This is a genomic window from Streptosporangium sp. NPDC049248 (assembly GCF_040678965.1).
GTDB classification, from domain to species: Bacteria; Actinomycetota; Actinomycetes; order Streptosporangiales; family Streptosporangiaceae; genus Streptosporangium; species Streptosporangium fukuiense.
In genome coordinates this window covers 1-23,955 of record NZ_JBFAQY010000028.1, presented here as the reverse complement: position 1 = coordinate 23,955, position 23,955 = coordinate 1, and the positions used below count along the sequence as shown (strand labels likewise).

At 65.1% G+C, this 23,955-nt stretch carries 17 protein-coding genes and 4 pseudogenes; 15 read left to right on the top strand and 6 right to left on the bottom strand.

From position 1 onward, the window contains the following. Positions 1 to 80: 80 nt before the first annotated feature. The 4 genes and pseudogenes from AB0K21_RS35255 (at position 81) to AB0K21_RS35240 (ending at position 5,702) form a co-directional block, all read left to right on the top strand. Positions 81 to 885, top strand: a pseudogene (locus tag AB0K21_RS35255) (IS5 family transposase). 301 nt (positions 886 to 1,186) lie between these two features. Continuing rightward, positions 1,187 to 2,455, top strand: coding sequence for an IS110 family transposase (locus AB0K21_RS35250; protein WP_364156021.1), 1,269 nt, complete (start codon positions 1,187 to 1,189; stop codon positions 2,453 to 2,455). A gap of 212 nt (positions 2,456 to 2,667) precedes the next feature. Continuing rightward, positions 2,668 to 3,630 (top strand): DUF3883 domain-containing protein, encoded by a 963-nt coding sequence (locus AB0K21_RS35245; protein WP_364156019.1) that lies wholly within the window; start codon positions 2,668 to 2,670, stop codon positions 3,628 to 3,630. Positions 3,631 to 3,842: 212 nt separating this feature from the next. Continuing rightward, positions 3,843 to 5,702, top strand: a complete 1,860-nt coding sequence (locus AB0K21_RS35240) for a DUF2075 domain-containing protein (RefSeq protein WP_364156016.1) — start codon at positions 3,843 to 3,845, stop codon at positions 5,700 to 5,702. Positions 5,703 to 6,452: 750 nt separating this feature from the next. Here the strand turns inward: AB0K21_RS35240 and AB0K21_RS35235 are convergent. After that, entirely contained in the window at positions 6,453 to 7,316 is an 864-nt protein-coding gene (locus AB0K21_RS35235) for a hypothetical protein (RefSeq protein ID WP_364156013.1), read from the bottom strand. 103 nt (positions 7,317 to 7,419) lie between these two features. Here AB0K21_RS35235 and AB0K21_RS35230 point away from each other — a divergent pair, with 103 nt between their 5' ends. Together AB0K21_RS35230 and AB0K21_RS35225 are read left to right on the top strand one after the other, a co-directional pair. Beyond that, on the top strand, positions 7,420 to 8,217 hold the full coding sequence (locus tag AB0K21_RS35230; RefSeq protein ID WP_364156010.1) for a LuxR C-terminal-related transcriptional regulator: 798 nt from the start codon (positions 7,420 to 7,422) through the stop codon (positions 8,215 to 8,217). Positions 8,218 to 8,491: 274 nt separating this feature from the next. Further along, positions 8,492 to 9,322, top strand: a pseudogene (locus AB0K21_RS35225) (transposase). 74 nt (positions 9,323 to 9,396) lie between these two features. On the opposite strand, the gene AB0K21_RS35220 reads toward AB0K21_RS35225, so the two are convergent. Further along, positions 9,397 to 10,317 carry a hypothetical protein gene (locus tag AB0K21_RS35220; RefSeq protein ID WP_364156007.1) on the bottom strand — a complete coding sequence of 307 codons (921 nt, stop codon included), beginning with the start codon at positions 10,315 to 10,317 and terminating at the stop codon, positions 9,397 to 9,399. Between the two features lie 92 nt (positions 10,318 to 10,409). Between AB0K21_RS35220 and AB0K21_RS35215 the strand changes: the two genes are divergently transcribed. The 6 genes and pseudogenes from AB0K21_RS35215 (at position 10,410) to AB0K21_RS35190 (ending at position 15,314) form a co-directional block, all read left to right on the top strand. After that, entirely contained in the window at positions 10,410 to 10,727 is a 318-nt protein-coding gene (locus AB0K21_RS35215) for a hypothetical protein (RefSeq protein WP_364156004.1), read from the top strand. A gap of 695 nt (positions 10,728 to 11,422) precedes the next feature. After that, positions 11,423 to 11,710 (top strand): annotated as a pseudogene (locus AB0K21_RS35210) (helix-turn-helix transcriptional regulator); the annotation flags it as partial. Further along, positions 11,711 to 12,364: a DUF5753 domain-containing protein gene (locus AB0K21_RS35205; RefSeq protein ID WP_364156199.1), complete on the top strand. Its 654-nt coding sequence runs from the start codon at positions 11,711 to 11,713 to the stop codon at positions 12,362 to 12,364. 115 nt (positions 12,365 to 12,479) lie between these two features. Continuing rightward, a complete protein-coding gene (locus tag AB0K21_RS35200; protein WP_364156001.1) occupies positions 12,480 to 12,689 on the top strand; it encodes a DUF397 domain-containing protein in 210 nt (69 codons plus the stop codon). Positions 12,690 to 13,542: 853 nt separating this feature from the next. Next, on the top strand, positions 13,543 to 14,505 hold the full coding sequence (locus tag AB0K21_RS35195) for a hypothetical protein (protein ID WP_364155998.1): 963 nt from the start codon (positions 13,543 to 13,545) through the stop codon (positions 14,503 to 14,505). Positions 14,506 to 14,780: 275 nt separating this feature from the next. Beyond that, a complete protein-coding gene (locus tag AB0K21_RS35190; protein ID WP_364155995.1) occupies positions 14,781 to 15,314 on the top strand; it encodes an SAF domain-containing protein in 534 nt (177 codons plus the stop codon). Between the two features lie 239 nt (positions 15,315 to 15,553). On the opposite strand, the gene AB0K21_RS35185 is transcribed toward AB0K21_RS35190, so the two are convergent. Continuing rightward, entirely contained in the window at positions 15,554 to 16,210 is a 657-nt protein-coding gene (locus tag AB0K21_RS35185; RefSeq protein WP_364155992.1) for an SAM-dependent methyltransferase, read from the bottom strand. 564 nt (positions 16,211 to 16,774) lie between these two features. After that, on the bottom strand, positions 16,775 to 19,063 hold the full coding sequence (locus tag AB0K21_RS35180; protein WP_364155989.1) for a polysaccharide lyase 8 family protein: 2,289 nt from the start codon (positions 19,061 to 19,063) through the stop codon (positions 16,775 to 16,777). 347 nt (positions 19,064 to 19,410) lie between these two features. On the opposite strand from AB0K21_RS35180, the gene AB0K21_RS35175 reads away from it, so the two are divergent. The 3 genes from AB0K21_RS35175 to AB0K21_RS35165 are packed head-to-tail and all read left to right on the top strand — an operon-like array spanning position 19,411 to position 23,146. Further along, a complete protein-coding gene (locus tag AB0K21_RS35175) occupies positions 19,411 to 20,874 on the top strand; it encodes a serine hydrolase domain-containing protein (RefSeq protein ID WP_364155986.1) in 1,464 nt (487 codons plus the stop codon). Positions 20,875 to 20,913: 39 nt separating this feature from the next. Continuing rightward, the gene (locus AB0K21_RS35170; RefSeq protein ID WP_364155983.1) at positions 20,914 to 21,603 is read left to right on the top strand and encodes a response regulator transcription factor; all 690 of its coding nucleotides are present in this window, start codon (positions 20,914 to 20,916) and stop codon (positions 21,601 to 21,603) included. 4 nt (positions 21,604 to 21,607) lie between these two features. Continuing rightward, positions 21,608 to 23,146 (top strand): histidine kinase, encoded by a 1,539-nt coding sequence (locus tag AB0K21_RS35165; RefSeq protein WP_364155979.1) that lies wholly within the window; start codon positions 21,608 to 21,610, stop codon positions 23,144 to 23,146. A 134-nt stretch (positions 23,147 to 23,280) separates the two neighbouring features. On the opposite strand, the gene AB0K21_RS35160 is transcribed toward AB0K21_RS35165, so the two are convergent. Both AB0K21_RS35160 and AB0K21_RS35155 read right to left on the bottom strand, forming a co-directional pair. Next, on the bottom strand, positions 23,281 to 23,754 hold the full coding sequence (locus AB0K21_RS35160; protein ID WP_343965885.1) for a helix-turn-helix transcriptional regulator: 474 nt from the start codon (positions 23,752 to 23,754) through the stop codon (positions 23,281 to 23,283). Positions 23,755 to 23,866: 112 nt separating this feature from the next. Next, positions 23,867 to 23,955 (bottom strand): annotated as a pseudogene (locus AB0K21_RS35155) (VOC family protein); the annotation flags it as partial.

The window sequence follows — 23,955 nt, the reverse complement described above, 5'->3', positions numbered from 1 at the left end:
CATATGTCCAGGAGCTACCTGTGCGTGTACCAGGTCAGCTGCTCGTCGGCTTTAGACCGTGACTCATTTGGGGATCGAGCGTGGATGCGTTCCTTCAACGGCTGGTGCCCGACGAGTTGTGGGAGTTGTTCCAGCGGGTGGTGCCGCCGGCACCGACACGGCCGCAAGGTGGTGGACGGCGGCGGGCCGATGACCGTCTGATCCTCGCGGCGATCATCTACGTGGCCACCACAGGCTGCGCCTGGCGGCAGCTACCGCCTGTCTTCGGGGCATCCTGGCAGACCGCGCACCGCCGCTTCGCCGAGTAGAGCCGGGCGCGGGTGTGGGCCAAGCTGTACCGGATCCTGCTGGACGAGCTCGGCGCGCGCGGAGAGCTGGACTGGTCGCGATGCGCGATCGGCTCCGTCAGCGTGCGGGCGATGAAGGGGGGAACTGACATGCCCGAATCCTGTCGATCGCGGCAAGAAAGGGTCGAAGATCCACCTCGTCACCGAGCGGACCGGTCTACCCCTGGCTGTCGCGATCAGCGCTGCCAACGTCCACGACAGCCTGGCGCTGGAGCCGCTGATACGCAGCATCCCGCCCATTCGCTCCCGCCGGGGGCCACGACGGCGTCGCCCCGCGAAGCTCCATGGCGATAAGGGCTATGACTATCCTCACCTGCGAGATTTCCTGCGCGGCCGGGGCATCGTCCCGCGTATCGCCCGCCGCGGGATCGAGTCCAGCCAGCGCCTGGGACGTCACCGCTGGGTCATGGAGCGCACCGTCTCCTGGCTGGCCGGCTGCTGCCGCTTACACCGGCGCTACGAGCACCGGGCCGACCACTTCGCGTCCTTCGTCGCCCTCGCTGCGGCCCTCATTTGCTACCGCCGACTCGCCAAATGAGTCACGGTCTTAGCCCGCAACGGGCCGGAGGTGGGTCCGTTTTCGGCCGTCGCTAGAGGGTCAGTTTTCAGTCCATGTTGTCGCTGGCGCTGACGCTCCCCGGGCGTGAAAATCGGGAGTGGTTGCCCGCCGACGTCGTGTTCCGCCTGGTGCCGGTTCGAGGCCGTTTTTCAGTCTGACGCGGGAGCCGCTTGAGGGGCCCCCAACTGTCGCTTCGAGCACGTGAGCCCGGCTCTCCACATCCCCGCCGGCTCCCCGGGCAACCACCCCCATCCGCCCCGGGAGCCAAAGAGGCATCGCCATGGAGGACACCACCCACGAACCGCTGGAACTCATCGACCGCGTCGCCGCCATCGACATCGCCAAGACGGGCCTGGTGGTATGCGTGCGCGTCCCGCACGAGGAGCGGCCCGACCGGCGCCGCCAGGAGGTCCGCGAGTACTCCACTTTGATGTCCTCGCTGCTGGACCTGGCCGACTGGCTGCGCTGCCAGGAGGTCACCCTGGTCGCGATGGAGGCCACCTCCGAGTACTGGAAGCCGGTCTACTACCTGCTGGAAGCCGAGGGCTTCACCTGCTGGCTGCTGAACGCCAAGCACGTCAAGAACGTCCCTGGCCGCCCCAAGACCGACAAGCTGGACGCGGTGTGGCTGGCCAAGGTCGTCGAGCGCGGTATGTGCCGCCCCAGCCTGGTGCACCCCAAGCCGATCCGGCAGCTGCGGGACCTGACCCGCTATCGGCGGACGTTGGTGCGTGAGCGCACCCGCGAGAAGCAGCGCGTGGAAAAGCTCCTGGAGGACGCGCAGATCAAACTGTCCAGCGTGATCAGCGACGTCTTCGGCGTGTCCGGCCGCCAAATGCTCGCAGCGTTGATCAACGGAGAGCACGATCCTCGGGTGCTGGCGCAGATGGCACGCGGGGCCATGCGCGCCAAGATCAGTGTCCTGGAGGAGGCCCTGAGGGGTCACTTCACCGATGAGCACGCCTTCCTGGCCCAGATGATGGTCGAGCGCATCGACGACCTCACCGCCAAGGTCGAGCAGGTCTCCGCCCGGATCGAGGAGCGGATCGCCCCGTATGCCGCTGCGGTGGCCCAGCTAGATGAGATCACCGGGGTGGGCGCCATCGCCGCCCAAGAGATCATCGCCGAGATCGGGGTGGACATGAGCCGCTTCCCCACCGCGGCCCACCTGGTGTCCTGGGCCAAATTCGCGCCCATCGACAAGAACTCCGCCCGGCGCAAGAAGGGCGGCTCCACCGGCAAGGGCAACCCGCGGATCGCCGCCACCGTCGGGGAGATCGTGGCCACCACCTCCCGCTCGAACACCTTCCTGGGCGAGCGCTACCGGCGCCTCGCCCGCCGGAGGGGCCGAAAACGCGCCATCGTCGCCATCGGCAACTCCGTGCTGACCGTTATCTGGCACCTGCTGTCGAACCCTGAGGCCCGCTTCACCGACCTGGGCCCCGACTTCTACCAATCCCGCCTGGCCACCCAGCGCCGCGAACGCGATCTGGTCCGCCAGCTCGAACGCCTCACCGGCCAAAAAGTCACCCTGCAACCAGCCGCCTGACCCCGCCCCGATCTCGCATAACCAATTCCGAAATCACCGGTCGAGGTTCGCTGCCGCCTGCCCACTGACGGACCGATTTTCGAGCCAGGCGTCGTCGTCAGCCTGGGGACACCTCGCGTAGGGCCAGACGCTCTGCAGTTGCGCTGCCTGGCTGCGCTCCCCTCAAACAGCTATCAGTACAAACGTCGTAGGCGTCAGCTACCTTGATCGACATGGTTGAAGCTTCGTTTCTGATGGTGCATGTGAGCCAGAGCGCTACGGGGCAGGACAACCTCGCCTTCGGACTCGAGACTCGATCCTGGGGATTCCCGAGCCGGCTTGAGGAGTACGCGGGCACCAAGATGGACTTCGTCATCCTTGGAACGGGCGCGAGCCCGCGAGTGAAGCTTGAGACCTGGCTGAACGACACAATCGATCTGTATGTCTGCCAAGCGGTCGGGGATGTCTATGAGGGGACGGCTCCACACTGGCCCGACGAGATCGATGAGCACCGCGTCAAATACCCGACGCGGTTCGGCATCGAACCGCTCGCCAGGCTGACCGCCGTCCCTCTGGGTCCGACCGGCCCACTCCCCGAAGCAGCCAGCGACGCGATCCGCTGGTCAGGTACCCGGAGTGGCTTCGGCAAGCTGGTCAAGTTCGATCCCGGCAAGCTCTTCGCACTCATGGATGTCACGCCTGAGCCCTCTTCCACCGACAGCGCGCCGGTCATCCCGTTGAACCAGACCCGCCCTGTCTCGCTGCCAGCACAACCCAGGCCACCGCGGAGTGCCAAGCGCGGCACGGGCGCCGGACGGCAGAGCGACCCGCGAAAGCGCGAGGCCATCGAGCGACATGCGGTCGACCTGGCGATACAGCACTACCAGCAGGCCGGCTGGACAGTGGAAGAAGTCGGCAAACCCTACGACCTGCGCCTTACCAAGGCTGGCGCCGAGCGCCGCGTGGAGGTCAAGGGCACCACAGGCGCCCCCACATCGGTGGAGCTGACCGTCAACGAGGTCCAGCATGCCCGTGAGTTCCCCGAAGTCGATCTATTCGTGGTCAGCGACATCACCGTCGCGGGCACCACTCCCAACTTCACCACCAGCGGCGGCACCGTGACCTTGCTGTCAGACTGGGAACCCGCTGAAGAAGACCTGCGGCCGACTCGCTTCGAGTACCGCATCCCCTCATAACAGCCGCGCCGTACGACCTCGGCCACCACTCCACCGCGCCCGGGCTCCCCGCAGGGCGGCCTGGCCAGCGCACACTCGTCATTTCACCTCCACGAGGAGCGATGAGGGTGAAACCTCGTTACCTACTGGCACGTTCGGCCGGCGACCTGGCCGCGATGGACACCGAAGACCTCGTCCGGACACTCGTACGCCGAGCCCGCGAGGTGTACCGGATGGCCGTCGAGGACCCGGAGCAACAGTCCTGGCGTGCCAGCATCAAAACGGTCGTCGACGTCCTGCTTCTAGCCGGGCTCGGCGACGTGATGGTGCTGTTAGAGATGAGCACTTTGAGCAGCAACGCGCGCATCGACATGCTGCTTGTGGGTTCCCATCCCGATACCGGCGAGCTGTCGGTCGTCGCTGTGGAGAACAAGCAGTGGTCGGAACTCGCCTTCAACCCGCGCACCCGCAGAATCGCCCATCCCGGTGCAGGATCCGAGGACAGTCAACACCCGGTCGAGCAGGTGTGGGATTACTGCCAGGCGCTGGAACGCCAAGTGCCGATGCTACGCGGGACATTGTGGGGTGTGGCGAACCTGCACAACGCCCGGGCCGAGGCCATCGCCAAGATCATGCCGCCGACCGGCCGACTGCGCCCGGATATCAACGTCGACCGAGTTCGGGCGTTCGGCGAGGATGTCGCCGAACAGCGGAAATTCGCCCGTTTTCTCTCCACGGTGTTGAGCACCGAGGGCGCCCGCGACCAGGTCCACCGAATCGATCGTGCGCATGTCCGTCCCACCGAGGAAGTCATGCACGCTGCCTACGAAGCGGTTCGGGGCAGGAGGGTCTTTCCGCTACTGGATGAGCAACGCGAGACAGTGGACAAGGTACTGACCCTGGTCGAGGAGGGGTTCAGCGCCAACTCCAAACAGGTGTTCATCGTCACCGGCGGACCGGGAACGGGTAAGACCGTCTTGGCACTGGAGCTGCTGGGCGCGCTCAACGGACTCCGCAGCTCCGCGGCCCACGCCTCGGGCAGCGCGGCGTTCTCCGCGGCCTTACGCGAACACGTGACCGGGCGGCATGGCAACATTCCCGACCTGTTCACCTACTTCAACCAGCACCGGCACCGCGAGCCCAACCACCTGAACGTCTTGATCTGCGACGAGGCGCACCGCCTGCGTAAGAACTCCAACCATCGCTTCGACAAATTCGAGCAACGCTCGGACATCCCCCAGATCCACGAGCTCATTCAGGCGGCACGGGTACCGGTGTTCCTGCTGGACCCCGACCAGGTCGTACGCAACGACGAGATCGGCTCGCCCGAGGAAATTAGGCAAGCTGCCTCAGCACTGGGAATCCCGCACGATCATGTTCACCACATCCGGCTGCAACACCAGTTTCGCCACAGCTACTGTCCTGAGTACGTCGACTGGCTGGAAGATATGCTGGGTTACGGGCCGAATCCCCGCCCCTGGACATATCAGGGCGACTTCCAGCTCCTGCGTGCCGACACACCCCAGCAGATGGAGGATTACCTTCGAGCGCAGGTGGCCTTACGCCATTCGGCGCGCATCACCGCAGGCTACTGCTGGGACTGGACCCAGAAATACGTCGGTGGTCGGCTGGTTGCCGACGTCCGCATCGACGACTGGGCATGGCCGTGGAACGCCTACAAAGCTAACAAGCGTCGCAACATTCCCGATCGCACCCTCTGGGCGACCGACCCACATGGCTTCGACCAGGTCGGATGCGTCTACACTGCCCAAAGCTTCGACTGGGACTACGCGGGCGTCATCGTGGGGTACGACTACACCTGGGCCGGTGATCATTGGAAATCCGCCGATAATAAGGACCGGGCGACTCGGGGGGCGAACCGCCATCGGCTGATCCGCAACATCTACCGTGTCCTGGCCACTCGCGGCAGACACGGAGTCGTGCTGTACTCCACAGACCGCGCTACACGAGACCTGCTGGCTGAACTAAAAGTGCCGCCAATACAGGACGCCCTGGGGGCCCTATACAGACAGCATCCGGACCTGGCAAAACCTCTCCCTCCGCCCCCGGTACAGGATGTTCTCCCATGGTGAGGCAGAGACGAGGCTCTTCGGACTTCGTCGGACCTTGTCACCAAGTGACATGATGGCCAACCTCGGCGGATACGGGACATGCACGGGATGATCTTGCGAAGAGTACGCGCTGCGGAGGGCGTTCGCGCAGCTCACACCACATGAGTCAGCCGTACGGTCACCCCTCTCCTAAAGCGGGTGTCGCATGTTCGAATCATGCCGGGGGCACTCTTCTGACCAGCGATCACGCCCTTGACCTGGGCGTTCGCGTCTTCTCTCCATCCTGCTCTGCGCAGCCGTGTACCACTGTGGGCAGCCGTATGTCAGTGGCTGTGGGATATCTGCGGGATGGAGCCTGGAGCGTTTCCGCAGGTCGCCCCCCGCTTAAGCCGGCCAGGGCCACCGATCCCACAGCAGCGGACAGCGGCCGAAGCACGGGCCAGCAGGGCGAAACCGGCCTCGCTAAGATCGGGCTTGGTCTGCGCCCTGCCGTTCAGCAAGGGTTCCCCTCATCGCAGGGACAGCCCTGGCCGATCGTCTCCGATTGCCTCGCTCATGTCAGGATCTCTTATCGGTTCCCGCAGGTAGACAGCAAGCGATGGCAGCGATCACCACGCGTGTGATCACTTAAGACCCTTTACGTCCCTACTCCCGCCATCCGCAAGCCCGGGTCGGTCTGGGGTGATCTACCGAGGTCCGCCGCGGCCGGAGCCGAGACGAACATTGAACGTTTCGCTGTCAAGGAGATCTTGTCGTGCGGGTTCGAGCCTCTCACGCCTCCAAGGCCGTGGTCACGGCCGCGGCGGCCCTGAGGATCTCCTCTATTCTCCGCTGGGCTTCTTCGATGATTTGCGAGAGCCGGTTCTTCCCCATGTGCGAGCAGATGATCTCAAGGCGTACCGCGCGCTCGACAATGGTGTTGTCCACCTGCTGGGTGTCGACGTCGACGCGGCGACTCTGTCCTATCCAGGTGCCGTCGACACCGAGCGGATGGATCACCCAGTGGTGGATGACGTTCTCGTGGTCATCGACGACCATGACCATGCACCCGCCGGTGAATCCTTTGAGCATCCATGTCGACCAGGTGTCTGTGGTCACCCGCAGTTGACCGTCCTCGGTCAGGACGGCGTCCGCGTCCATGTGCATGGCGGACTGCCGCCACTCGTGGTGTCCCGTGAGTGGGAAGGCCACCTTCAGCCCGCCCACAGGTTTGGGATGGACGTAACCCTCGGCACGGATGAGGGTGTATCCAGCGGCAACGGCGGCGTCCGCTCCCTGCTGTGTCGCGGTGGTGAAATTGTCGCCGCGCGCGTCGTTGTAGAACAGCTGTAGCGGAACGGTGCCGGGCTGCTGTTCAGCGTAGACATATCCTTCTGTGCGGATCAGCGAGTAGCCGGCGGCGGACGCGTCCTTCGCGCCCTGCTCGGTGGCGGTGACGAAGTTGTCTCCCCGGGCGTCGCTGTAGAACAGTTGCAGCGGCGCGGTTCCCGGTGCCGCCTCCGGCAGACAGTAACCTTCCGTTCGGATGAACCGATAGCCTGCGACGACGCTGTCGTGTTCGCCTTCGGCAGTGGCGGTGGTGAAGTTGTCCTGGCGGGTGTCGCTCCAGTACAGCTTCAACGGACGGGTTTCCATTTGCAATCTCCATGTCCTCAGGCGATCCACTTCTGCTGAATATGGTGGCGACCGTCACCGTCGTCGGCTATACGCGCATGCGCGTATATGCCACACTCGCGGCGTGGGATATCGCCGATCGCGCTATGAGCGCTGGTTATCCTTGTTGGCCGATCTGGTCAACGAGAACAGCGAAAATGCGTATGACCGTATCGGGGTGGCCCTGCTCGAATCCTTCGACGCCTACGCCGTCACATGGAACCTTGTCGAGGAGGGCTACGTCTGTTGCCACCAGGTCGTCTGGCCTGCGGCGGTGTATCCGGCACTGCCCCCAGGCGGCCGGGTACCGACGCCACAGTGGCAGCCGTTGTTACGCTGGCATGCCGTTACCGGTGATAAAGAACCAATGATTCTCGACCGCGTCCCCCCAGTGATTTCGGACCGGCGCATGATGGCGGAGCACCGGGATAATATGCGCCCATTGCAGGCGGAACATCAGTTGGCTATTTCGATATCGCTGCCGGACATTTTCCATGCCGGCTTCGTACTGGGCCGTCCTGGGGACGACTTCTCCGAGACGGACCTACGGTTGGCCCGGATTCTCCAGCCCCTGCTCACGATGGTTCTGCGCCAGCACAGCGCCCTAAGGGCACATCGGCCCGGAACCAGCGATCGCGGCGGGCTGACCGAGCGAGAGCTCACCGTCCTGGTGCTGCTCCAGACCGGCGCCAGCGCACAAGCCATCGGTCACCGTCTGAACATTTCGCCGCGGACGGTCCGCAAGCATCTGGAGCACGTCTACCGGAAGCTGCGCGTTTCGGACCGCCTGACAGCGATCGTCACGGCCCAGGACCGCGGCATTTTGCCCAGTCCCGACGTGAACCGGCTGCTAGGGGCCGCACATTCCCGACAAACTCCGTGAGCCGCTCGCGCCAAGCAACCTGATCAGTGCCAGGGTGGACGAGTTTTCCGATCTGCTCTTCGTACTCGACTGCGGCCCCAATCTGGCTCATTTGACCACTCTGGGACGGCTGTGAGGTTGTCCTGTAGCTCGTAGAACTTCCTGTAGCTCGTAGAACTTGAAGTGGCGGTCCCCGCCTCGGGGCCTACCTGGTGGTAGGTCTCGGGCAATCACCAAATCACTCCGAGCGAAGAGACAGGGACCGTGAGTAAGACCTACCAGACCAAGCGCCGACATGCCCGGCAAGCCGCCCGTGACCGTCCCACCCACCGTGAACATCGCCATGGAGCACATCGCCACCTCGATGAAGGACAGCCTGCTCGCACTAGCCGTGCAATCTAGGCCGGCGGTGATGTTCGCGCTTTTGGAAGAAGACGTAAGCCCCCTGTGCGGCCCGCGCGGCAAGCACAACCCTGACCGCGGCACGGTCCGGCACGGCCACGTGGAGCGGGCATCCACCGGCACCTCGAAATCGGCGATCTCACGGCGATTCGTCGCCGCCACCGAGCGCGCCCTGGCCGAGATGATCAGTGCTGACCTATCTGAGCTGGATCTGGCCGCCCTGATGCTGGACGGGGTCCACTTCGGCGAGCACACCTGCATCGTGGCGCTCGGGATCGGCATCGACGGCGACCTTGTACCCGCTGGCGCTGGTGGAGGGCTCCACCGAGAACGCCACACTGGCTCGTGAGCTCATCGTCGGCCTGCGCGAGTGCGGCTTGGACGTCACCCGCCCGATCCTGGTCGTCCTGGACGGCTCCAAGGCACTGCGCCGCGGTGCTGGACGTGTTCGACCACCCGGTGATCCAGCGCTACCGGCTTCACAAAATCAGAAACGTCCGAGACAAGCTTCCTAAGAGACTGCGCGCGGTGGCGGAGAAGCGGATGCGGGAGGCCTATCGGGCAGATGGCCCTGCGCTGGTGCGCGGCCGGCATGGCCAAGGCCACCAAGCAGTTCCGCCGCGTGAACGGCTTCCCGCACCTGTCCAAGCTCAGAGTCGCGCTCGAACGGCATGCCACGCCCCAGGAGAGCGTCTCGGTCTGCTACAACGAGAACGTCGCCTGACCGCGGGACCGCCCTTCAAGTTCCACGAACCGCGGGACATCCTCAACAAATGGCGGCTGCTGTACTAGGGCTGGCTATTTGGAGACCTGGGGCACAACAACAAGCCCCTCGGTGTCGGTGAGCTTCTTGGCTGGACAGCCGGCTTGTGATGGAAGCACCACCACCGGGGCATCCAATGTCCCGCCAACGGCGACGCCGTCTAGCAACTTTCCCGCGCACGGATCATCTTTCGCAGGTGGAGTGATCACTCGAACGCTTGTTGGATTCTTCACGACTATGCGAGCGGGTGGAAGTGTTGGCAGCCATAGGAGAAGCAGCACACTTAGGAGGAAAGGGACGCCAGACCACTTCATAGCTCCGACCAGTCGGTCATATCGCCGTCGCGTCTCGAAAGATGCCGCAGCGTCTATGACGCGCTGGATGCGAACTTCGAGGTCGAGAACGAGGTTACTCAACGCGTCCCTATCGGAAGAATCGTCGGTATTGTACTCGTACGTCCCTATTCGTAACTTTCCGTCTGGAGCGCTTGGTTTGACTGAAGCCTTCTGAGCCAGGGCGCGATCCGCGATTAGTTGCCAGATGGCGTCTCTTGACATGCCCAACAAGTCGATACGGCGTTCGACCACTAAATAGGTGATGAGCGGTGACGTTGGTGGTTCAAGACGGCGGTTTGGGAAGTTGCCGTTGTCCGCGCGGTCCAGACCAGCAAGCTCATCGATGCTTCGACGGGGGGCTGCCAGTACGGCGGCTGCTTTGTAGAGAATCCATCCAACGCTGCTTAGGGCGACCATAACCCCCAGTACGGTCAGCCCGACAGCCCAGGCTCCGGCATCACTGACAGCCACGAAGTTTCGCAATTGGACGCCGCTGCCGAGTATGACGGCGACGACACTGCCGCTTGCCCCCGCCAGCCACCTCGTAGCCCCCCGCAGGTCGGAGGCGTGTGACACGTCATTCGCTGTCGCTGTTAGGGGCTCGGTCTCGGGGCTGCCCATGACGAATTCCTTGTCTGCATTGATGGGGTCGGGTCGCATGCCAAGGGGTAGATGTAGTACAAAGGTAGTACGCAGATTTGCAAGGATGGCCCATGAGCGTTGAGAAGCCACCAGCGGGTCCGGGAGATGTCCGTATTTACAAGATGCGGGACCTCAACCAGAGGACCGCTGAAGTGATCCAGGAGATTAATGAATCCGGCAAGCCTGCGATCATTACTCGTCATGGACGGTTTGTTGCCCTAATTTCTCCATTGCTCAATAAAGGGCTTGAAGGTGAACTCATCGCACGTTATCTGGAGCGAGAGGGTATCGAGACCGCGCGGGAGCGTGATTCTTCCGGAGGCGAAGAGGAAGTGAAGGCGCGACTGACCGAAGGTTTGGCGCGCCGGTTGGGTATCGACTGGCCGTGACTAGTCCCTGATCGACGCCAATTCGGAAATAGGAAGCACGCGCTCCACGAAGGCAACTACATGCCCTTCTGCTTCGCGATACTCTCGGTCAGTGGGTGCCCGATACACAAAATAGTGGTCAGCCGCCTCATCGCAGTCGTCTGCCGCTCCCGCGAGTGGAATGGCGCGGCGCCAGGCAAGGCTTCCTTTGCGGCCTCCGACCCACCCCTCGTCAGGAGAGTCTGTACGCGGAGGAAAGATAAGGGCGCCTTCCGCTGCCGTCAGGATCCTGCTAATGACGGGAGCTTCTCCGATTTCCGTGAAATCGGCCTCCGCCATTTTGCTCCACAGGATTCTTGACACATTCCCTCCCCGACCGGCACAACCTTTGTCGTAGCTGCCCAGAGGGTGTGACGCAGCACATCTTCAGTAGCGGCGACCTCCTCCAGCCTCTGGTGCTCGCCCGTGAGACGCATTCAACCGCCTCACGAACACCTATTACAGGCACTCAGTTGTGCATCACGCTCCGTCAACCCATCTCTCTATGCAAGGTAGCAATCTGCTACCTTGCATGGCATATCCTAGCAGAAGGTAAAGAAACGCCGTCCAACCCGGCGACCGAGTGATCCTGCGTGCCGTGTGCAGCTGCTCCTTGCAGCTCACCCCGGTGATCGGACTACCGGCGGACGACGGGGGTCACGCGTGATTGAGGTAGCGTGAGGCGCCCGTTGGAGCACGGCGGGGATGGCGCGAGAGGTGCGGGCTGGTTACCGAAGGTGAGGTGTAGTGCTGTGGATCAACACGGTCCTGTTGTCCAGGGGGCGCTTCTCCGCAGGAGGCTTACAGAGTTCCGAAGGCTCGCAGGATTAACACAGGAAGAGGTTGCCAGGGATTTGGAGTGGCACACCTCGAAGCTGATCAGGATAGAAGGGGGGCGGACAGGAATATCAAGAGTCGACCTTGACGCGCTGGGGCATCGCTATGGGGTCTCGGACCCTGCCGTCATGGAAGAACTTCGTCACTTGAACAGGGAAGCACGCTCCAAAGCATGGTGGAGTAGTTTCAAGAATGACGTGTCAGAAGCCTATCTGACATATGTCGGGTTCGAGGCGGGAGCTTCCGTCATCAGACAGTTTCAGCCTCTGGCTGTTCCCGGACTGCTCCAGACCGGGGCCTACGCCGAAACTCTGGTGGACGCAGCCACAGATATGGCCATGCTCAAGCAGCTTGTGCAGCTTCGTAAGTTACGTCAGGAGACCCTGAGGCGGCGTCCAGTGCCGCCACGCGAGTTGTTTGTGCTCGATGAAGCGGTTATTCGTCGGCGAGTAGGGGTGCGGCATGATCGCACAATAATGCCGACTCAGCTCCGCCACATGGCCGAAGTGGCGCAGGAAAGCGAGCATATCAGCATCAGAATCGTGCCGTTCGAATCGGGCTCTCATGTCGGCATGGTGCGCGGCGCTTTCACCCTGCTCGAGTTCGATAATGGCTTGGGAGAGCTTCTCCATCGTGAAAACGGGGATCTTCACGAGACGCTCATCGGCGAGGACCCGCGCATCACGCATGTTCGTGCGGACTTCGAAGCCATTCTCGATGAAGCCTTGGATCCGGCCGAGTCGCTGACACTCATCCTCGATGCAGCCGCGAGTATGGAGTGAAGGTGACCGGCTAGCCGGTAAGAAGCTCCTCCTTTCGCAGGGCGTTGTTCAGGCGCGGTCTGTACGATCTTGATTTCCCAGGCTAGTCTCTTACCGACGTGGGGAGGACGGCTTGATGACTCAGGGGCCCGGCGATCCGCCTGAGCTGATCTGGCGAAAGAGCTCTGCGAGTACGACGGGTGAGTGCGTGGAGGTTGCGTTCGGCCCGGATTCAGCTTATGTGCGCGACTCCAACTCGCTTGATGGAGCGGTTCTTGAGTTCAGTCGCTCGGACTGGGCGGCTTTTGTAGTCGGCGTGCGAAGGGGTGAGTTTGACTGCCCCTAAGGCATGCTGACACTCACGGAGTATGAAACGTTACCCTCTGGAATGCGAGAAGTGGTTCTTGCCGCTCGAGCGGAAGAGTTTTGTACGGGCATGGCCACTGGGGAGCAGCCGGATGACCGGCCCCCGAAGACTCAGTGGTCGCTACTCAAGACGGTGGGTTAGACATATTACAGCGCGAAAAGCGCGCGGTATTTCAGCCAGCAGTGCCGCATACAGGTGTTTAAAGTGCTGCTGTTCTCGGAAGAAAGACTCACCACGAGCAAGAGTGCATGCCTATTGGCCGTCAGGAAAAGATCCACCTTGCCTCAGAGGATTCAGACAATCGTGCGATCGACTCACCCGGCCGGCTGCGACCAATAGCGGACGGCTTCGGCGTAGGCCTCCCTGAGCAAGCCAAGAACCTCATCGTTCAACGGATCGGTGAGGTAGTTGCTTCAAACGAAATACACCTGGGCCGTACGCGTCAGCGCTGTCGCGCCGGTCCCAGACGACGCTGTCATTGACAGGAACACTCTTTCCGATCACAGTTCGCATCAGGACCGGTTACTGGTCGTGGAACCGGCGTCTCTGCCCTGGAGGGGGAGGCGATGAGTCCTGGCAATGTTCGGCTCGCCGGCAATATCCCGGATAGGGAAGGGCTCGTCTACTACGTGGTGTGTTCCAGCCATGGAGGGGTAGAAGAGCGCCGCAGCCTGGGCGCGCAATGTCCTAGAGGACACGTGCCGACGCAGGTGAAGGTCAGGCTGCGCTGCCCGACGTGTCCCTGGGTGGATCCGACATCGAACTGGCACAGTCACAAGCCCAAGTGTCGTGATGGTTACCACGATCTTGTGGTGCTGGAATACTCCCCCATATGATGGATAGTCTGCTCGACCGGGCCGCTTCGGTCCTCGAGCGGCGTTTTCTACGCAATGCCTTCCTCCCGGTGCTGCTTTTTCTCCCTGTTGCGCTCGCTCCTTGCCTCTTGCAAGGCGGCAACCTCGAAAGAGGGCTCGCGGCATGGGAAGGGCAGACGCTCACCTTCAAGTTCTTGGCCGTGATCGGCTACTTCACATTCTGTTGGTTCAGTGCGGCGATCGTAGCGAGCCAATGGCGGAACATCATCCGGCTCTTCGAAGGCTATCCCATGGCACGCTTCCCCTGGCTCGAGGGCATAGGGGTGCAGTGGCACAGCGCCCGGTCCGCTGAGCTTGCCGACTTGGTCGAACGGGAGCACCATCGCATGAGCGCGAGCGAACTGCGTTACTGGGCCTATCCCGAAACCGGTGTGTTGCCAACCCGGTTGGGCAACGTGTTGCGCGCCGCGGAGTTCTACCCGATACGCCGTTACGGCATCAGTCTGATCACAGTGTGGCCGCGTCTGCACAAGATATTGCCGAGGGAAACCTCCGATGACATAGAAGATGCTCGCGCCACCATGGAGTTCCTCCTTGTGCTGTGCCTGTGGCTGGTGGCGTTCGCGGCACTTAACCCGGTGCTCGCGGTCCTGCTCGGCACTTCCATGCCTCTGTCTATCTTGCTGTTCGCGCTGGGACTCGTACTCGCCTACTGGGCATATCTGTCCGCCATTCCCGCGGCGGCGGAGTACGGCGAGCACCTGCGGGCGGCATTCGAGGTGCACCGGCTCGAACTACTCGAGCAGCTCAGGTTGCCCAAGCCCGACACCCTTCTCGCGGAACGTAGACGATGGGAGGATCTGGATCGCTTCATCCTGGAAGGCGCGAGTCCCGGCTGGCGCTACGAATCAGATGCGGGTAACGAGCTGCGGGTACGGATCGTTACCAGCGAACACGGCAGGACGGAAGCCGAGCAATGATCTCTGATCCGGCCGAATACTCACCTGTGGACCCGGACAACAGAGATGAGCACACAGCAGTTTCTGCTCCACCGGGGGATTCGCCGCCTCCCCGCGAAGATGAACCTCGGGTGCTTATGCCGAACATCTCGAGTGCTCCGGAGCCTCCGCCCGACTCCGGCGCGTCGCCCAACGGCAGAGGACGCTCGAGTCAACCCCTTAGGGAGAACGGAGCCTCATCCCAGCGCCCCCGAACGGTTCGCGGGCCGTTCTCCGGGTTCATCCTCGCCGTTGCCGTGACCGGCACAGTTATCGCAGCAGTATGGGGCCTGGTAACCAATCGTCAGGTGCCCGTGCTCGTAGCTGTGTCGGATCTTCCTGCCTACCACGAGGTGACGCTGAATGATCTGACGATGGACACGCGGGCGGTACTGGGCGAGAACGACTACGTCACGCTGCCGGTCGATGGACGCATCACGCTCAAGAATCTCAAAAAGGGGCAACCATTATTGAACACTGACCTCTCCCCCAAAATACAAGGAATGGTCAGGGGCGATCTCAGGGTGGTCGGGCTCGACGTATCCCGCGGCGATGTCCTGGGCGGAGCATTACAAAGCGGGGATCCGGTCCTCGTATTGCTGATCGAGCGAGGGCATCCGCCGAGGGAGCTCCGAGCCGTGGTGCTATCGGCGTCCTCTGCAGGAGCAACGACAACCAATTGGTCATTGGTACTCGTGATGAACGGGCGCGAAGCTCGCAACCATGCGGCGACGTTGGCCAGGAACGATGTACTCATCCTCAGGAACCCAAAGGCTACGGTATTTCGCTGAACTAACTTCGATCTTCGGAATAGAAACTCCGCTTTGCGTTGGAGAGCGAGTCAGCTCGTTGCCAATTTCGCATACGCGATGCCTGGGCCTGTTGGATGACGCCGCCGATCAAGTCTCCTGATGACGCCTACAACGACAGAACCCGTCTCCGGCCTCCTCTCGCGCTGTCAGCAAACGCCGAAATCCGCGCCACTGGAACTGCGATCATGAAAGTGTTGTCGGGAAATGCATAATGAAGTTCAGGCCTGAGCACTGGCATCTTTGAGCACGTCGTAGCCGATGAAGGTGAACATGCGCTCTCCCAGGGCCAGAGACTGTGGTCGGCCGGTGAAGCGATGCACTCCTACACCGAAACCCGCCTCCGGATCCGACAGCCATTGCCGATCGAATCCGCGTTCTTCGAACCAGGTACAGATCAGCGGAACCCGGTCCGGCGCGGCACGGTGTCGGGTCCAGATGACGGTGGCGCCGGTGGTGCACAACTGGGAGCAGAAGTCGACGGTGCGTTCGATGTCCGCTTCTGTGATGTTGCCGAATATCCCACAGGCCAGCACAATATCGGCCGGCACCATGCCCCGGTAGTGGTCGGTGAGCGCGGCATCAGCCGTCACCACCTCGACCTGGTCCAGCCCGGCAGATGTAGCCGCAGACTGGGCGATCGCGCTGTTGCGCGGATCCAGTTCGACCAGACGCGTTCGGACATCATCACGACGCGGATGATCGACCAGCACATCGAGCACGTCACGGCCTTGTCCTGAGCACAGGCTGATCAGCTTCAGCGGACCAGCCGGGCAGGCGTCCAGAGCCAGTCGAATCCGCTCCTGGACGACCCGCAGTCGCCTTGCCAAGAGCGAATCGGGAAGGTCGTACTCGTCGTGCCAGGTCTGCCAGTCCATGTACTGCACCCTACGGACGCAGATCTGCCGCCTCCAGCAAATATCGAGGAGGAGATTGCCGTCCAGCACTGCTGAGCGCCGCGTAACTGACTGTCACCGCTTCACGGACTTCGCGCCAGACCCACTTTTACATGGCCACGGACACCGGCGCGAGAATGGAGGGAACAGCCGAGGGACGCGGCAAACAGAAGGGGCCCCGGCAGCGGGGACCGAGGTGGGGCAAGGGTCAGCTATGTGAGGGCGTCGTCGCTCTTTCCATTGATGTATCGATGCACTTGGCGTAGACACGGAGCAGAACGTCCACGCCGTGTCCGGCGCGTTTGGCGACCTCGGGAGCCGAGACCCCGGCGTTCGGCCAGAGGGACATGGCGGCGTGGCGCAGATCGTACGGCCGGCTCGCCTGCGGGGAGACGACCTGTCCGGTGGTGAAGGCCTGCCGTCGTGCCTCCTGCCAAACGGCCGAGGAGGAGAACGGCCCTCCCATGCGTGAAGGGGTCCCGAATCCGCCGATCAGGGTGTCCTCGCTGCGGAACGTAGGTCACGCCGCAACGACGAAATTCGGAGTCAGACGCGTACCTCCGCGGTGTGGGCGTGCCCGCGACTCCCCCCCACCTCCACCTTGAGCGCGCTCCTGGCCTTGCGCACGCTGCGATCGCTCTCCCTGACCGATTTCACCCGCCAGGGCAACGTCACCTTCACCTCGTCAGCAGTCCTGGACGGATCGGACACCGCGAGCCGTACCCGCTCGCCCGCGCGCCGGACCAGCAGTGTGCAGGGGCCGTCCACGCTGAGCGGCCCATCCTGGGTCTCGACGGTCCCCCCACGCCAGAAGACGGCGGCGGTCACCCCGTCGCGCGAGATGGCCTGCACCGCTCCGGAGTTGGCGAGGATCTCGATCCGCCCGTCGTAAGCCTCCATCTGCGCGATGGAGGCGTCGGGCAGTACGGCGTAGGCGTAGCGTGCCCTGCGGGGGTCGACGCCGTGGTCGATGAGGATCGTCGTGTAGTGCCTGGTGACAGGGGATGTGTCGCCTCCGGTGGTGGCGCCCTTGTCGATGTCCCGCCAGCGGCCGGTGCGCTCGGCGCGGATCACCTTCGCGTCGGCGCCGTCGAGCAGCGCGTAGCCGGCCACCCCGGACAGGTGGACCCAGCCCTCGCCCCGGGTCAGCGTTGGGTGCCGGTCGTGGGTGTTGCGGTTCTCCACGATGGTCTCGATACGGCGGCCGTCGGAGGCGGTGATGCCGGCGCCGAGGGCGATCACCGCGTCGTCGAGCAGGAACCACGCCTTCTTGGCCCGCAGCGAGGAGCCGCCGGCGATCAGCCTCATGGCGGCCACGCCGTACTCGCCGTCGAGTGCCACGCCGCCCGCCCACGGGGTGGGTGGCAGGCGGCGGTGGTCGTGCGGGAGATCGGCGCGTCTGCGGGTGTCGACCGTCGTGCCCGGCAGCCGGTACGGGTCGATCGTGGGCCACAGGTCGTCGTTCCAGTGGGTGAGGTCGCCGGTGTAGAGGTAGGTCATGCCGTCGCCGGTGTACCAGCCGTGCAGATTCTCCCGGTTCATGGCCTCGGCCGCGCCGATGCGCTCCGAGCTCATCGCGATCGCGTACCCCCAGGTGGGACGGCGGTGCACGACCCGGTCCATGTCGGCGAAGACGTACGTGCCCGTCGTGCGCGGGCCGACCGGCACCGACGGGTCCTCCAGCAGGGCCGTGGCCCTCGCGATGCTCGCCGGCGGTGCGAGCGTGCCGTAGGGGATGGCCTGGTTGCGGGTGAGCCAGCCTTTGACCAGCGGTCGCCAACGCCGGGCATGGCGCTCGGGTGCCGTCTCCAGCAGGGTGAGGACGGCCTCGACCGTCTTCTGTCCCGAGTGGTGGTCGCGGTGGCCCTGCACCGAGATCTGCCGGCCGCGTACGCAGTCCATCATCAGCCCGTCGAAGACGAACGGCACGAACGAGCGATCCACGATGTCGTAGACGTTGCCGATTCCGGTGATCTCCCACGGTGATCTGGAGAGCATGGCGATCAGCTTGGCCACGCTCTCCAGGTAGTCCACGCCGTAGCTGCCGGTGTAGGGGTACACGTCGTGCTGGATGAACGATCCGTCACGGTAGAAGCCGTCGCCTGGGCCCCTTGTCGGCCGCAGCAGGTCGGAGACCGCGTTTCTGGCCCGCTTGACGAGGCGCGCGTCGTGGGTGAGCAGTCCGCGCATCGCCACCGCCATGGCCTTGCCCGCGCGGTTGGCGCCGGTCTCGACGACACCGGGGTGGCTGACGCGGCGCTCCGGGTCAGGGCACCAGCGGCGCAGGGGGCGCAACCAGCGCTCAAGGCGGTTCTTGGGCAGGCCGTCGTACAGCAGGGCGCAGGTGTCGGTCAGCGCGCGGGGGACGCCGATCTCCCACCAGAACCAGTTGCTGCCCCGCCGGTCGAGCCTCTCGTGGTACGCGTGCTCGTACAGGAAGTCCAGCGCCCTGACAGCGGTCTCGGCGACCTGGCCGTCCCGGTGCATGGCGGTGCCCGGTGTGGCCCAGGCCAGCGCCAGTGTGCGCATGCGGTTGTAGGCGCGGTTGAAGTTGCCCGTCCTGGGGTCCGACAGCGGCAGGTCGGGCCACAGGCTCGGGCGGTCGGGAGCGGGCTTCAGCTTGCGCAGCACCGCGTTGGCCGAGCCTTCGAGCGCCTGCGTCCTGTCGGTATGAGCGGAGTTGTCCGACCCGCCGGCCAGCAGGCTCACCCACCGCTCACGCGCGGCGTCGAACGCGGCGGTGCCGGCCGCCTCGGCCGGTCTGTCCCACAGGGCGAGACCGGCCACTGTCGCGGCGCCCAGCAGGGCGGACCGCCGACTGAGGGGGTGGGTCATGGAGGCTCTTCCAGCAATGGTGCAAATATCAGGCGAAAAGATCATAAGTCGACATGCGGGTGGATCATTCGGCTCCTCTGGCGGTGAGCGGGCGTACGAACGTCGTCGGGAGCGTGCGCTACCCGGCTCGGGCGGTGACATGCCGGACCGTTCAGCCGACGGCGTCTCACCCGCTGGAGTATCCCAAGCCGCCGGCCCACCTCGCCGAACAACAGGGCCTCGATCCGGAGCCGTCCTGGTGGACCTGACGAAAGTCAGGTGAGGTCCGGCCGATCGTGCGCTGTGTGACCCTCGGCCCCGCTCCTAGCGTTCGTCCCATGTGGACGAAGACCTCAAAAAGGCCCCTGATGACGATGGGAAAAGTCGCGGCGATCGTCGGTGTGCTGCTCACGATGGGGATGACGACGGCGGAAGCGGCGGAGACCGACGGGCTGAGCGCGACCGCGATCGACCGCCACATGCGCGACTACATCGAGCGGACCCGGCTGCCCGGTGCCCTGATCGCGGTCACCAAGGGCGACCAGGTCGTGTACACCGCGGGTTACGGCCGCACGGCCGGTGGCGAGGCGATCACGAAGGACACGCCGATGCCGCTCGCCTCGGTCTCCAAGTCGTTCACGGCCTTGGCGGTGCTGCACCTCGCCGACCAGGGCAGGCTCAGCCTGGACGACCCCGTTCGGAAGCATCTGCCCGAGTTCACCATGGCCGATCCCCGCGCCGGGAAGATCACCGTGCGGGAGCTGCTCCAGCAGACCTCGGGGATGAGCGACCGGACCTTCCCCGAGCTGACGCTCCCCGCGGCGGACACTCTCAAGGACGCCGTCGCGATGCTGCGGACCGCCCCACTCGCCGCCGACCCGGGCACCAGGAAGATCTACCACAACCCCAACTACTCTCTCGCGGCGCGGCTCGTCGAGGTGGTGGCCGGGGTGCCGTTCGGCGACCACATGGCCGCCACCGTCTTCGCCCCACTCGGCATGACGTCTACCAAAACGGTGAACACCACCGTGGACCTCCCCGGCGCGGGCGAGGGTTACGTCCGCGCCTACGGCCGGGTCGTCAGGCGTTCCCATCCGAAGTGGTTCGTCAACGGCGCCTACGGCGTCGTCAGCACCGCCGACGACATGGCCAAGTGGCTGATCACGCAGAACGGCGCCGGCCGGGTCTTCCCCAGGGAGACCGTCAAGATCGCCCAGACCGCGTCCGGGGTGGGCGGCAGCGGCTACGGCATGGGATGGGACACCGGGAGGACCACAGGGGGAGCGCCCAAGCTCCAGCACACCGGCTGGCTGCTCACCCACAACTCCGCGCAGACCCTGCTGCCCGCGAGCGGATACGGCATCGCCGTCGTCACCAACACCGGGATGATCTCCGGTGACGACGCGGTCATCATCACCGACGGCCTGGTCGACATCATCGAGGGCCGCCCCGACGCGGGCACCGTACCCTTCACCATGACCGCGGACCCCTGGCTGGGCGGCCTGGCGCTGCTCAACCTCGTGCTCGGCTTCCTGGGGGTCTACCGCGCCCGCGGTTGGGCCCGCCGCCGTGCGGGCCGCCCCGGGTGGCGCCTGGTCGTACGGCTGGTCCCTTACGCGCTGCCGATCGCACTCTTCGCCGGCCTCGCCGATCTGATCGGCTTCGTGATGAATCGGGTGGGCACGCTGGATCAGATCACCTACGTCTGGCTCGCGCTGTACATCTGGGCCGGCACCGGCGCGCTGGCCGCCGCCGCCGTCGTCGCCTCCCGTCTCGTCCACACCGTCCTCGCCCGCCGAGCGGGCGCCTCCGCCCCTCTCCCCGTGGGATAGCGTGACCTGGCGATTACCGAAAGACAGAGGCGGGGGCCGATGATCCGAGTGCTGCTGGCGGACGACGAGGCGATGATCCGGGCCGGCATACGAGCGATCCTCGCCACGGCCGACGGCATCGAGGTCGTCGCCGAGGCGGCCGACGGGCACCAGGCCGTCGACCTGGCCCTGGGACACCGCCCGGACATCTGCCTGCTCGACATCCGGATGCCGCGGCTCGACGGGCTCCAAACGGCGGCCGAGCTGCGCCGGGTCCTCCCCGAGGTCGCCGTCGTGATGCTCACGACCTTCTCCGAGGACGAGTACATCGCGAGCGCGCTCGGCTCCGGCGCGGCCGGTTTTCTCCTCAAGTCGGGCAACCCGCGCGAGCTGATCGCCGGCGTCCAGGCCGTCGCCGAAGGCGGCGCGTACCTCTCCCCCACCGTCGCGCGGCGGGTCATCACCCGCCTCGGTACGCGGCCGTTCGGCAGGCAGGCCGTCGCCCACGCCCACGTACAGGAGCTGACCGCCCGCGAGCGCGAGGTCCTCGCCCTGGTCGGGGCCGGCCTGTCCAACGCCGAGATCGCCCGGCGCCTGCATGTCGTCGAAGGCACGGTCAAGGGGTACGTCAGCCAGATCCTCGCCCGTCTCGACCTCAGGAACCGAGTACAGGCGGCGATCCTCGCGTACGAGGCGGGTCTCGTACCCGAGGAGGAATCCCCGCTTTCGTCAGAGCATCGGCGATCCTGAGCCCATGCGCAGCGTGCCCGGCCGGCTTTCCCGTCTCTTCGACCTTGGACTGTGGCTGGTGGTGTGCGTGCCACCGGTCACGGCGGCCACCTCCCTGCATGGGCCGGACGTGCTGACGGCTGCCGTGGGCGTCCCGCTGCTGGGGGCCGCGGTGGCACTGAGCCGGAGGTGGCCGCTGGCGGCGTCGGCCGTGCCGGTGGCGCTGAGCCTGGCCCTGGACGTGCAGATGTCGACGCCCCTGTACTGGACGGCGCTGGTGCTCTTCGGCTACCTGGCCGGGCAGCGGATGGCGACCGCCCGTCCGGCGCTGTGGTTCTTCGGGGCCGTCGCCACCGCCGGGCTGCCACTGTGCGCGTTCGTCCTGCGGGACCTGTGGGGCTGGCCCATGCAACTGCTGACGCTGCTGCTCACCGTGGTGTTGCCGTGGTTGGTGGGCCGCTACCGCCGCCAGTACGCCGAACTGGTCGGTACGGGCTGGCGGCTCGCCGATCGGCTGGAGCGCGAGCAGCAGGCCGTCGCCGACCGCGCCCGTATCCGGGAGCGGGCCCGCATCGCGGGCGACATGCACGACTCCCTCGGCCACGACCTGACACTGATCGCGGTACGGGCCGGCGCCCTGGAGCTCGACCCCGGGCTGGACGCCCGGCAGCAGGCGGCCATCGGTGAACTGCGGGAGGCCGCCGGGGCCGCGACCGAACGACTCCGGGAGATCATCGGTGTGTTGCGCGCGGACGACGAGCAGCCGCCCAGGGTCCCGGCCGCGGAGAACGCCGAGGCTCTGGTCGAACGCGTGCGGAACTCCGGGGTCACGGTCACGCTGGAACGCCTGGGCGATACAGACGATACGGACGACCTGCCGCCCATGGTCGGCCTCGCCGTCCACCGCGTGCTCCAGGAAGCCCTGACGAACGCCGCCAAACACGCACCGGGCACGGCCGTACAGGTCCGGCTCGTACGGGACGGGGCGCTCCTCGGCCTCAGCGTGGTCAATGACCCGGCCACGGTGGCCCCGCTGCCGGGCGTGGCCTCGGGCGGCTCCGGGCTGGTGGGGCTTGACGAGCGGGTACGTCTCGCGGGCGGCACGCTGCGCACCGGTTCGACCCCCGAGGGCGGCTTCGAGGTCGTCGCCGAACTGCCGGTCACCGGCGGCACGGCCGCACGCGCCACCACCGCCGCCCGGCCCACCGTCTCCGCCGGGGAACTGGCTCGTGCCCGGCGGCAGGTGCGGCGCCGGCTGGTGCAGACCGTCGTGGTACCTCTGGCGGTGCTGGCCGGGATCCTGCTGCTCATGATCCCCATCAGCTTCGTCAGCTCCTCCTTCTCGGTCCTGGGCCGGGACCGGTACGAGCAGTTGGAGGTGGGCGATGTGCGGTCTCGGCTGCCCGCGTTCACCAGGGACGGCCCGCCGGACGACGCCCCGCCCACGCCCAGGGGTGAGGACTGCGTGTACTACAACACGAGAACGGCCTCGGCCGACGCCTACCGGTTGTGCTTCGCCCACGACCGTCTCGTTTCCAAGGCGATCGTCGGAGGTTCGCGGTGATCAGGAAGTACCGGTAGGGCTCGTCGAGCTCGCGCGGGTCGAAACCGGTCCTGGCCGCGAACGCGTCGCCCGTCCCAGAGGCGCGGTCCACCGGCTCGGCGGTGCCGTTTCGAGGGTGCGGGATTCGATGGAGGTCATGGCCGCAACGCCGGTCGCGGCTCGCCGACCGGCGCTTCTCGGTTCCTGACCGGTCTGGTCACCTGTTTCGCCAGGCACGACGGCATCCCCGCCGCGGCACCCGCCACGCGGCGCTGGTAGACGCTGGGCGGCATGCCGACCAGTTCGGTGAAGCGGGTGCTGAAGGTGCCCAGCGACGAGCAGCCGACCGCGAAGCAGACCTCGGTGACGCTGAGGTCGCCACGACGCAGCAGCGCCATCGCGCGCTCGATGCGACGCGTCATCAGGTACGAGTACGGCGACTCGCCGTAGGCGAGCTTGAACTGGCGGCTGAGGTGCCCGGCGGACATGTGCACGCCGTGGGCGAGCGCCTCGACGTTCAGCGGCTGCGCGTACTCCCGGTCGATCCGGTCGCGGACGCGGCGCAGTCGCGCGAGGTCTTTCAGGCCCTGTGCCGCGGTGAGTGCGCGCCCCCATCCTGGATGACACATGAGAGAACTCCTTTCGTCGATGTCCGCGAGCACCTGGGCTGCCTGGCGAGACGCTCGCCGACGAGGGTGGGGCCGGCGGCGGCCATCGTGGCCGCATCGATCACCTGACGGTTCAGCGAACCTCCTGGATGCGGACCAGGTTGCCCGCGGGGTCGCGGAAGGCGCAGTCGCGGACGCCGTACGGCTGCTCGGTCGGCTCCT

Excerpts from the sequence above, each read along its gene's own strand:
- AB0K21_RS35250 (WP_364156021.1), top strand. The coding sequence starts at position 1,187 with ATGGAGGACACCACCCACGAACCGCTGGAACTCATCGACCGCGTCGCC.
- AB0K21_RS35245 (WP_364156019.1), top strand. The coding sequence starts at position 2,668 with ATGGTTGAAGCTTCGTTTCTGATGGTGCATGTGAGCCAGAGCGCTACG.
- AB0K21_RS35240 (WP_364156016.1), top strand. The coding sequence starts at position 3,843 with ATGGCCGTCGAGGACCCGGAGCAACAGTCCTGGCGTGCCAGCATCAAA.
- AB0K21_RS35235 (WP_364156013.1), bottom strand. The coding sequence starts at position 7,316 with ATGGAAACCCGTCCGTTGAAGCTGTACTGGAGCGACACCCGCCAGGAC.
- AB0K21_RS35220 (WP_364156007.1), bottom strand. The coding sequence starts at position 10,317 with ATGGGCAGCCCCGAGACCGAGCCCCTAACAGCGACAGCGAATGACGTG.
- AB0K21_RS35215 (WP_364156004.1), top strand. The coding sequence starts at position 10,410 with ATGAGCGTTGAGAAGCCACCAGCGGGTCCGGGAGATGTCCGTATTTAC.
- AB0K21_RS35205 (WP_364156199.1), top strand. The coding sequence starts at position 11,711 with ATGGAAGAACTTCGTCACTTGAACAGGGAAGCACGCTCCAAAGCATGG.
- AB0K21_RS35200 (WP_364156001.1), top strand. The coding sequence starts at position 12,480 with ATGACTCAGGGGCCCGGCGATCCGCCTGAGCTGATCTGGCGAAAGAGC.
- AB0K21_RS35195 (WP_364155998.1), top strand. The coding sequence starts at position 13,543 with ATGATGGATAGTCTGCTCGACCGGGCCGCTTCGGTCCTCGAGCGGCGT.
- AB0K21_RS35185 (WP_364155992.1), bottom strand. The coding sequence starts at position 16,210 with ATGGACTGGCAGACCTGGCACGACGAGTACGACCTTCCCGATTCGCTC.
- AB0K21_RS35180 (WP_364155989.1), bottom strand. The coding sequence starts at position 19,063 with ATGACCCACCCCCTCAGTCGGCGGTCCGCCCTGCTGGGCGCCGCGACA.
- AB0K21_RS35175 (WP_364155986.1), top strand. The coding sequence starts at position 19,411 with ATGACGATGGGAAAAGTCGCGGCGATCGTCGGTGTGCTGCTCACGATG.
- AB0K21_RS35170 (WP_364155983.1), top strand. The coding sequence starts at position 20,914 with ATGATCCGAGTGCTGCTGGCGGACGACGAGGCGATGATCCGGGCCGGC.
- AB0K21_RS35165 (WP_364155979.1), top strand. The coding sequence starts at position 21,608 with ATGCGCAGCGTGCCCGGCCGGCTTTCCCGTCTCTTCGACCTTGGACTG.
- AB0K21_RS35160 (WP_343965885.1), bottom strand. The coding sequence starts at position 23,754 with ATGTGTCATCCAGGATGGGGGCGCGCACTCACCGCGGCACAGGGCCTG.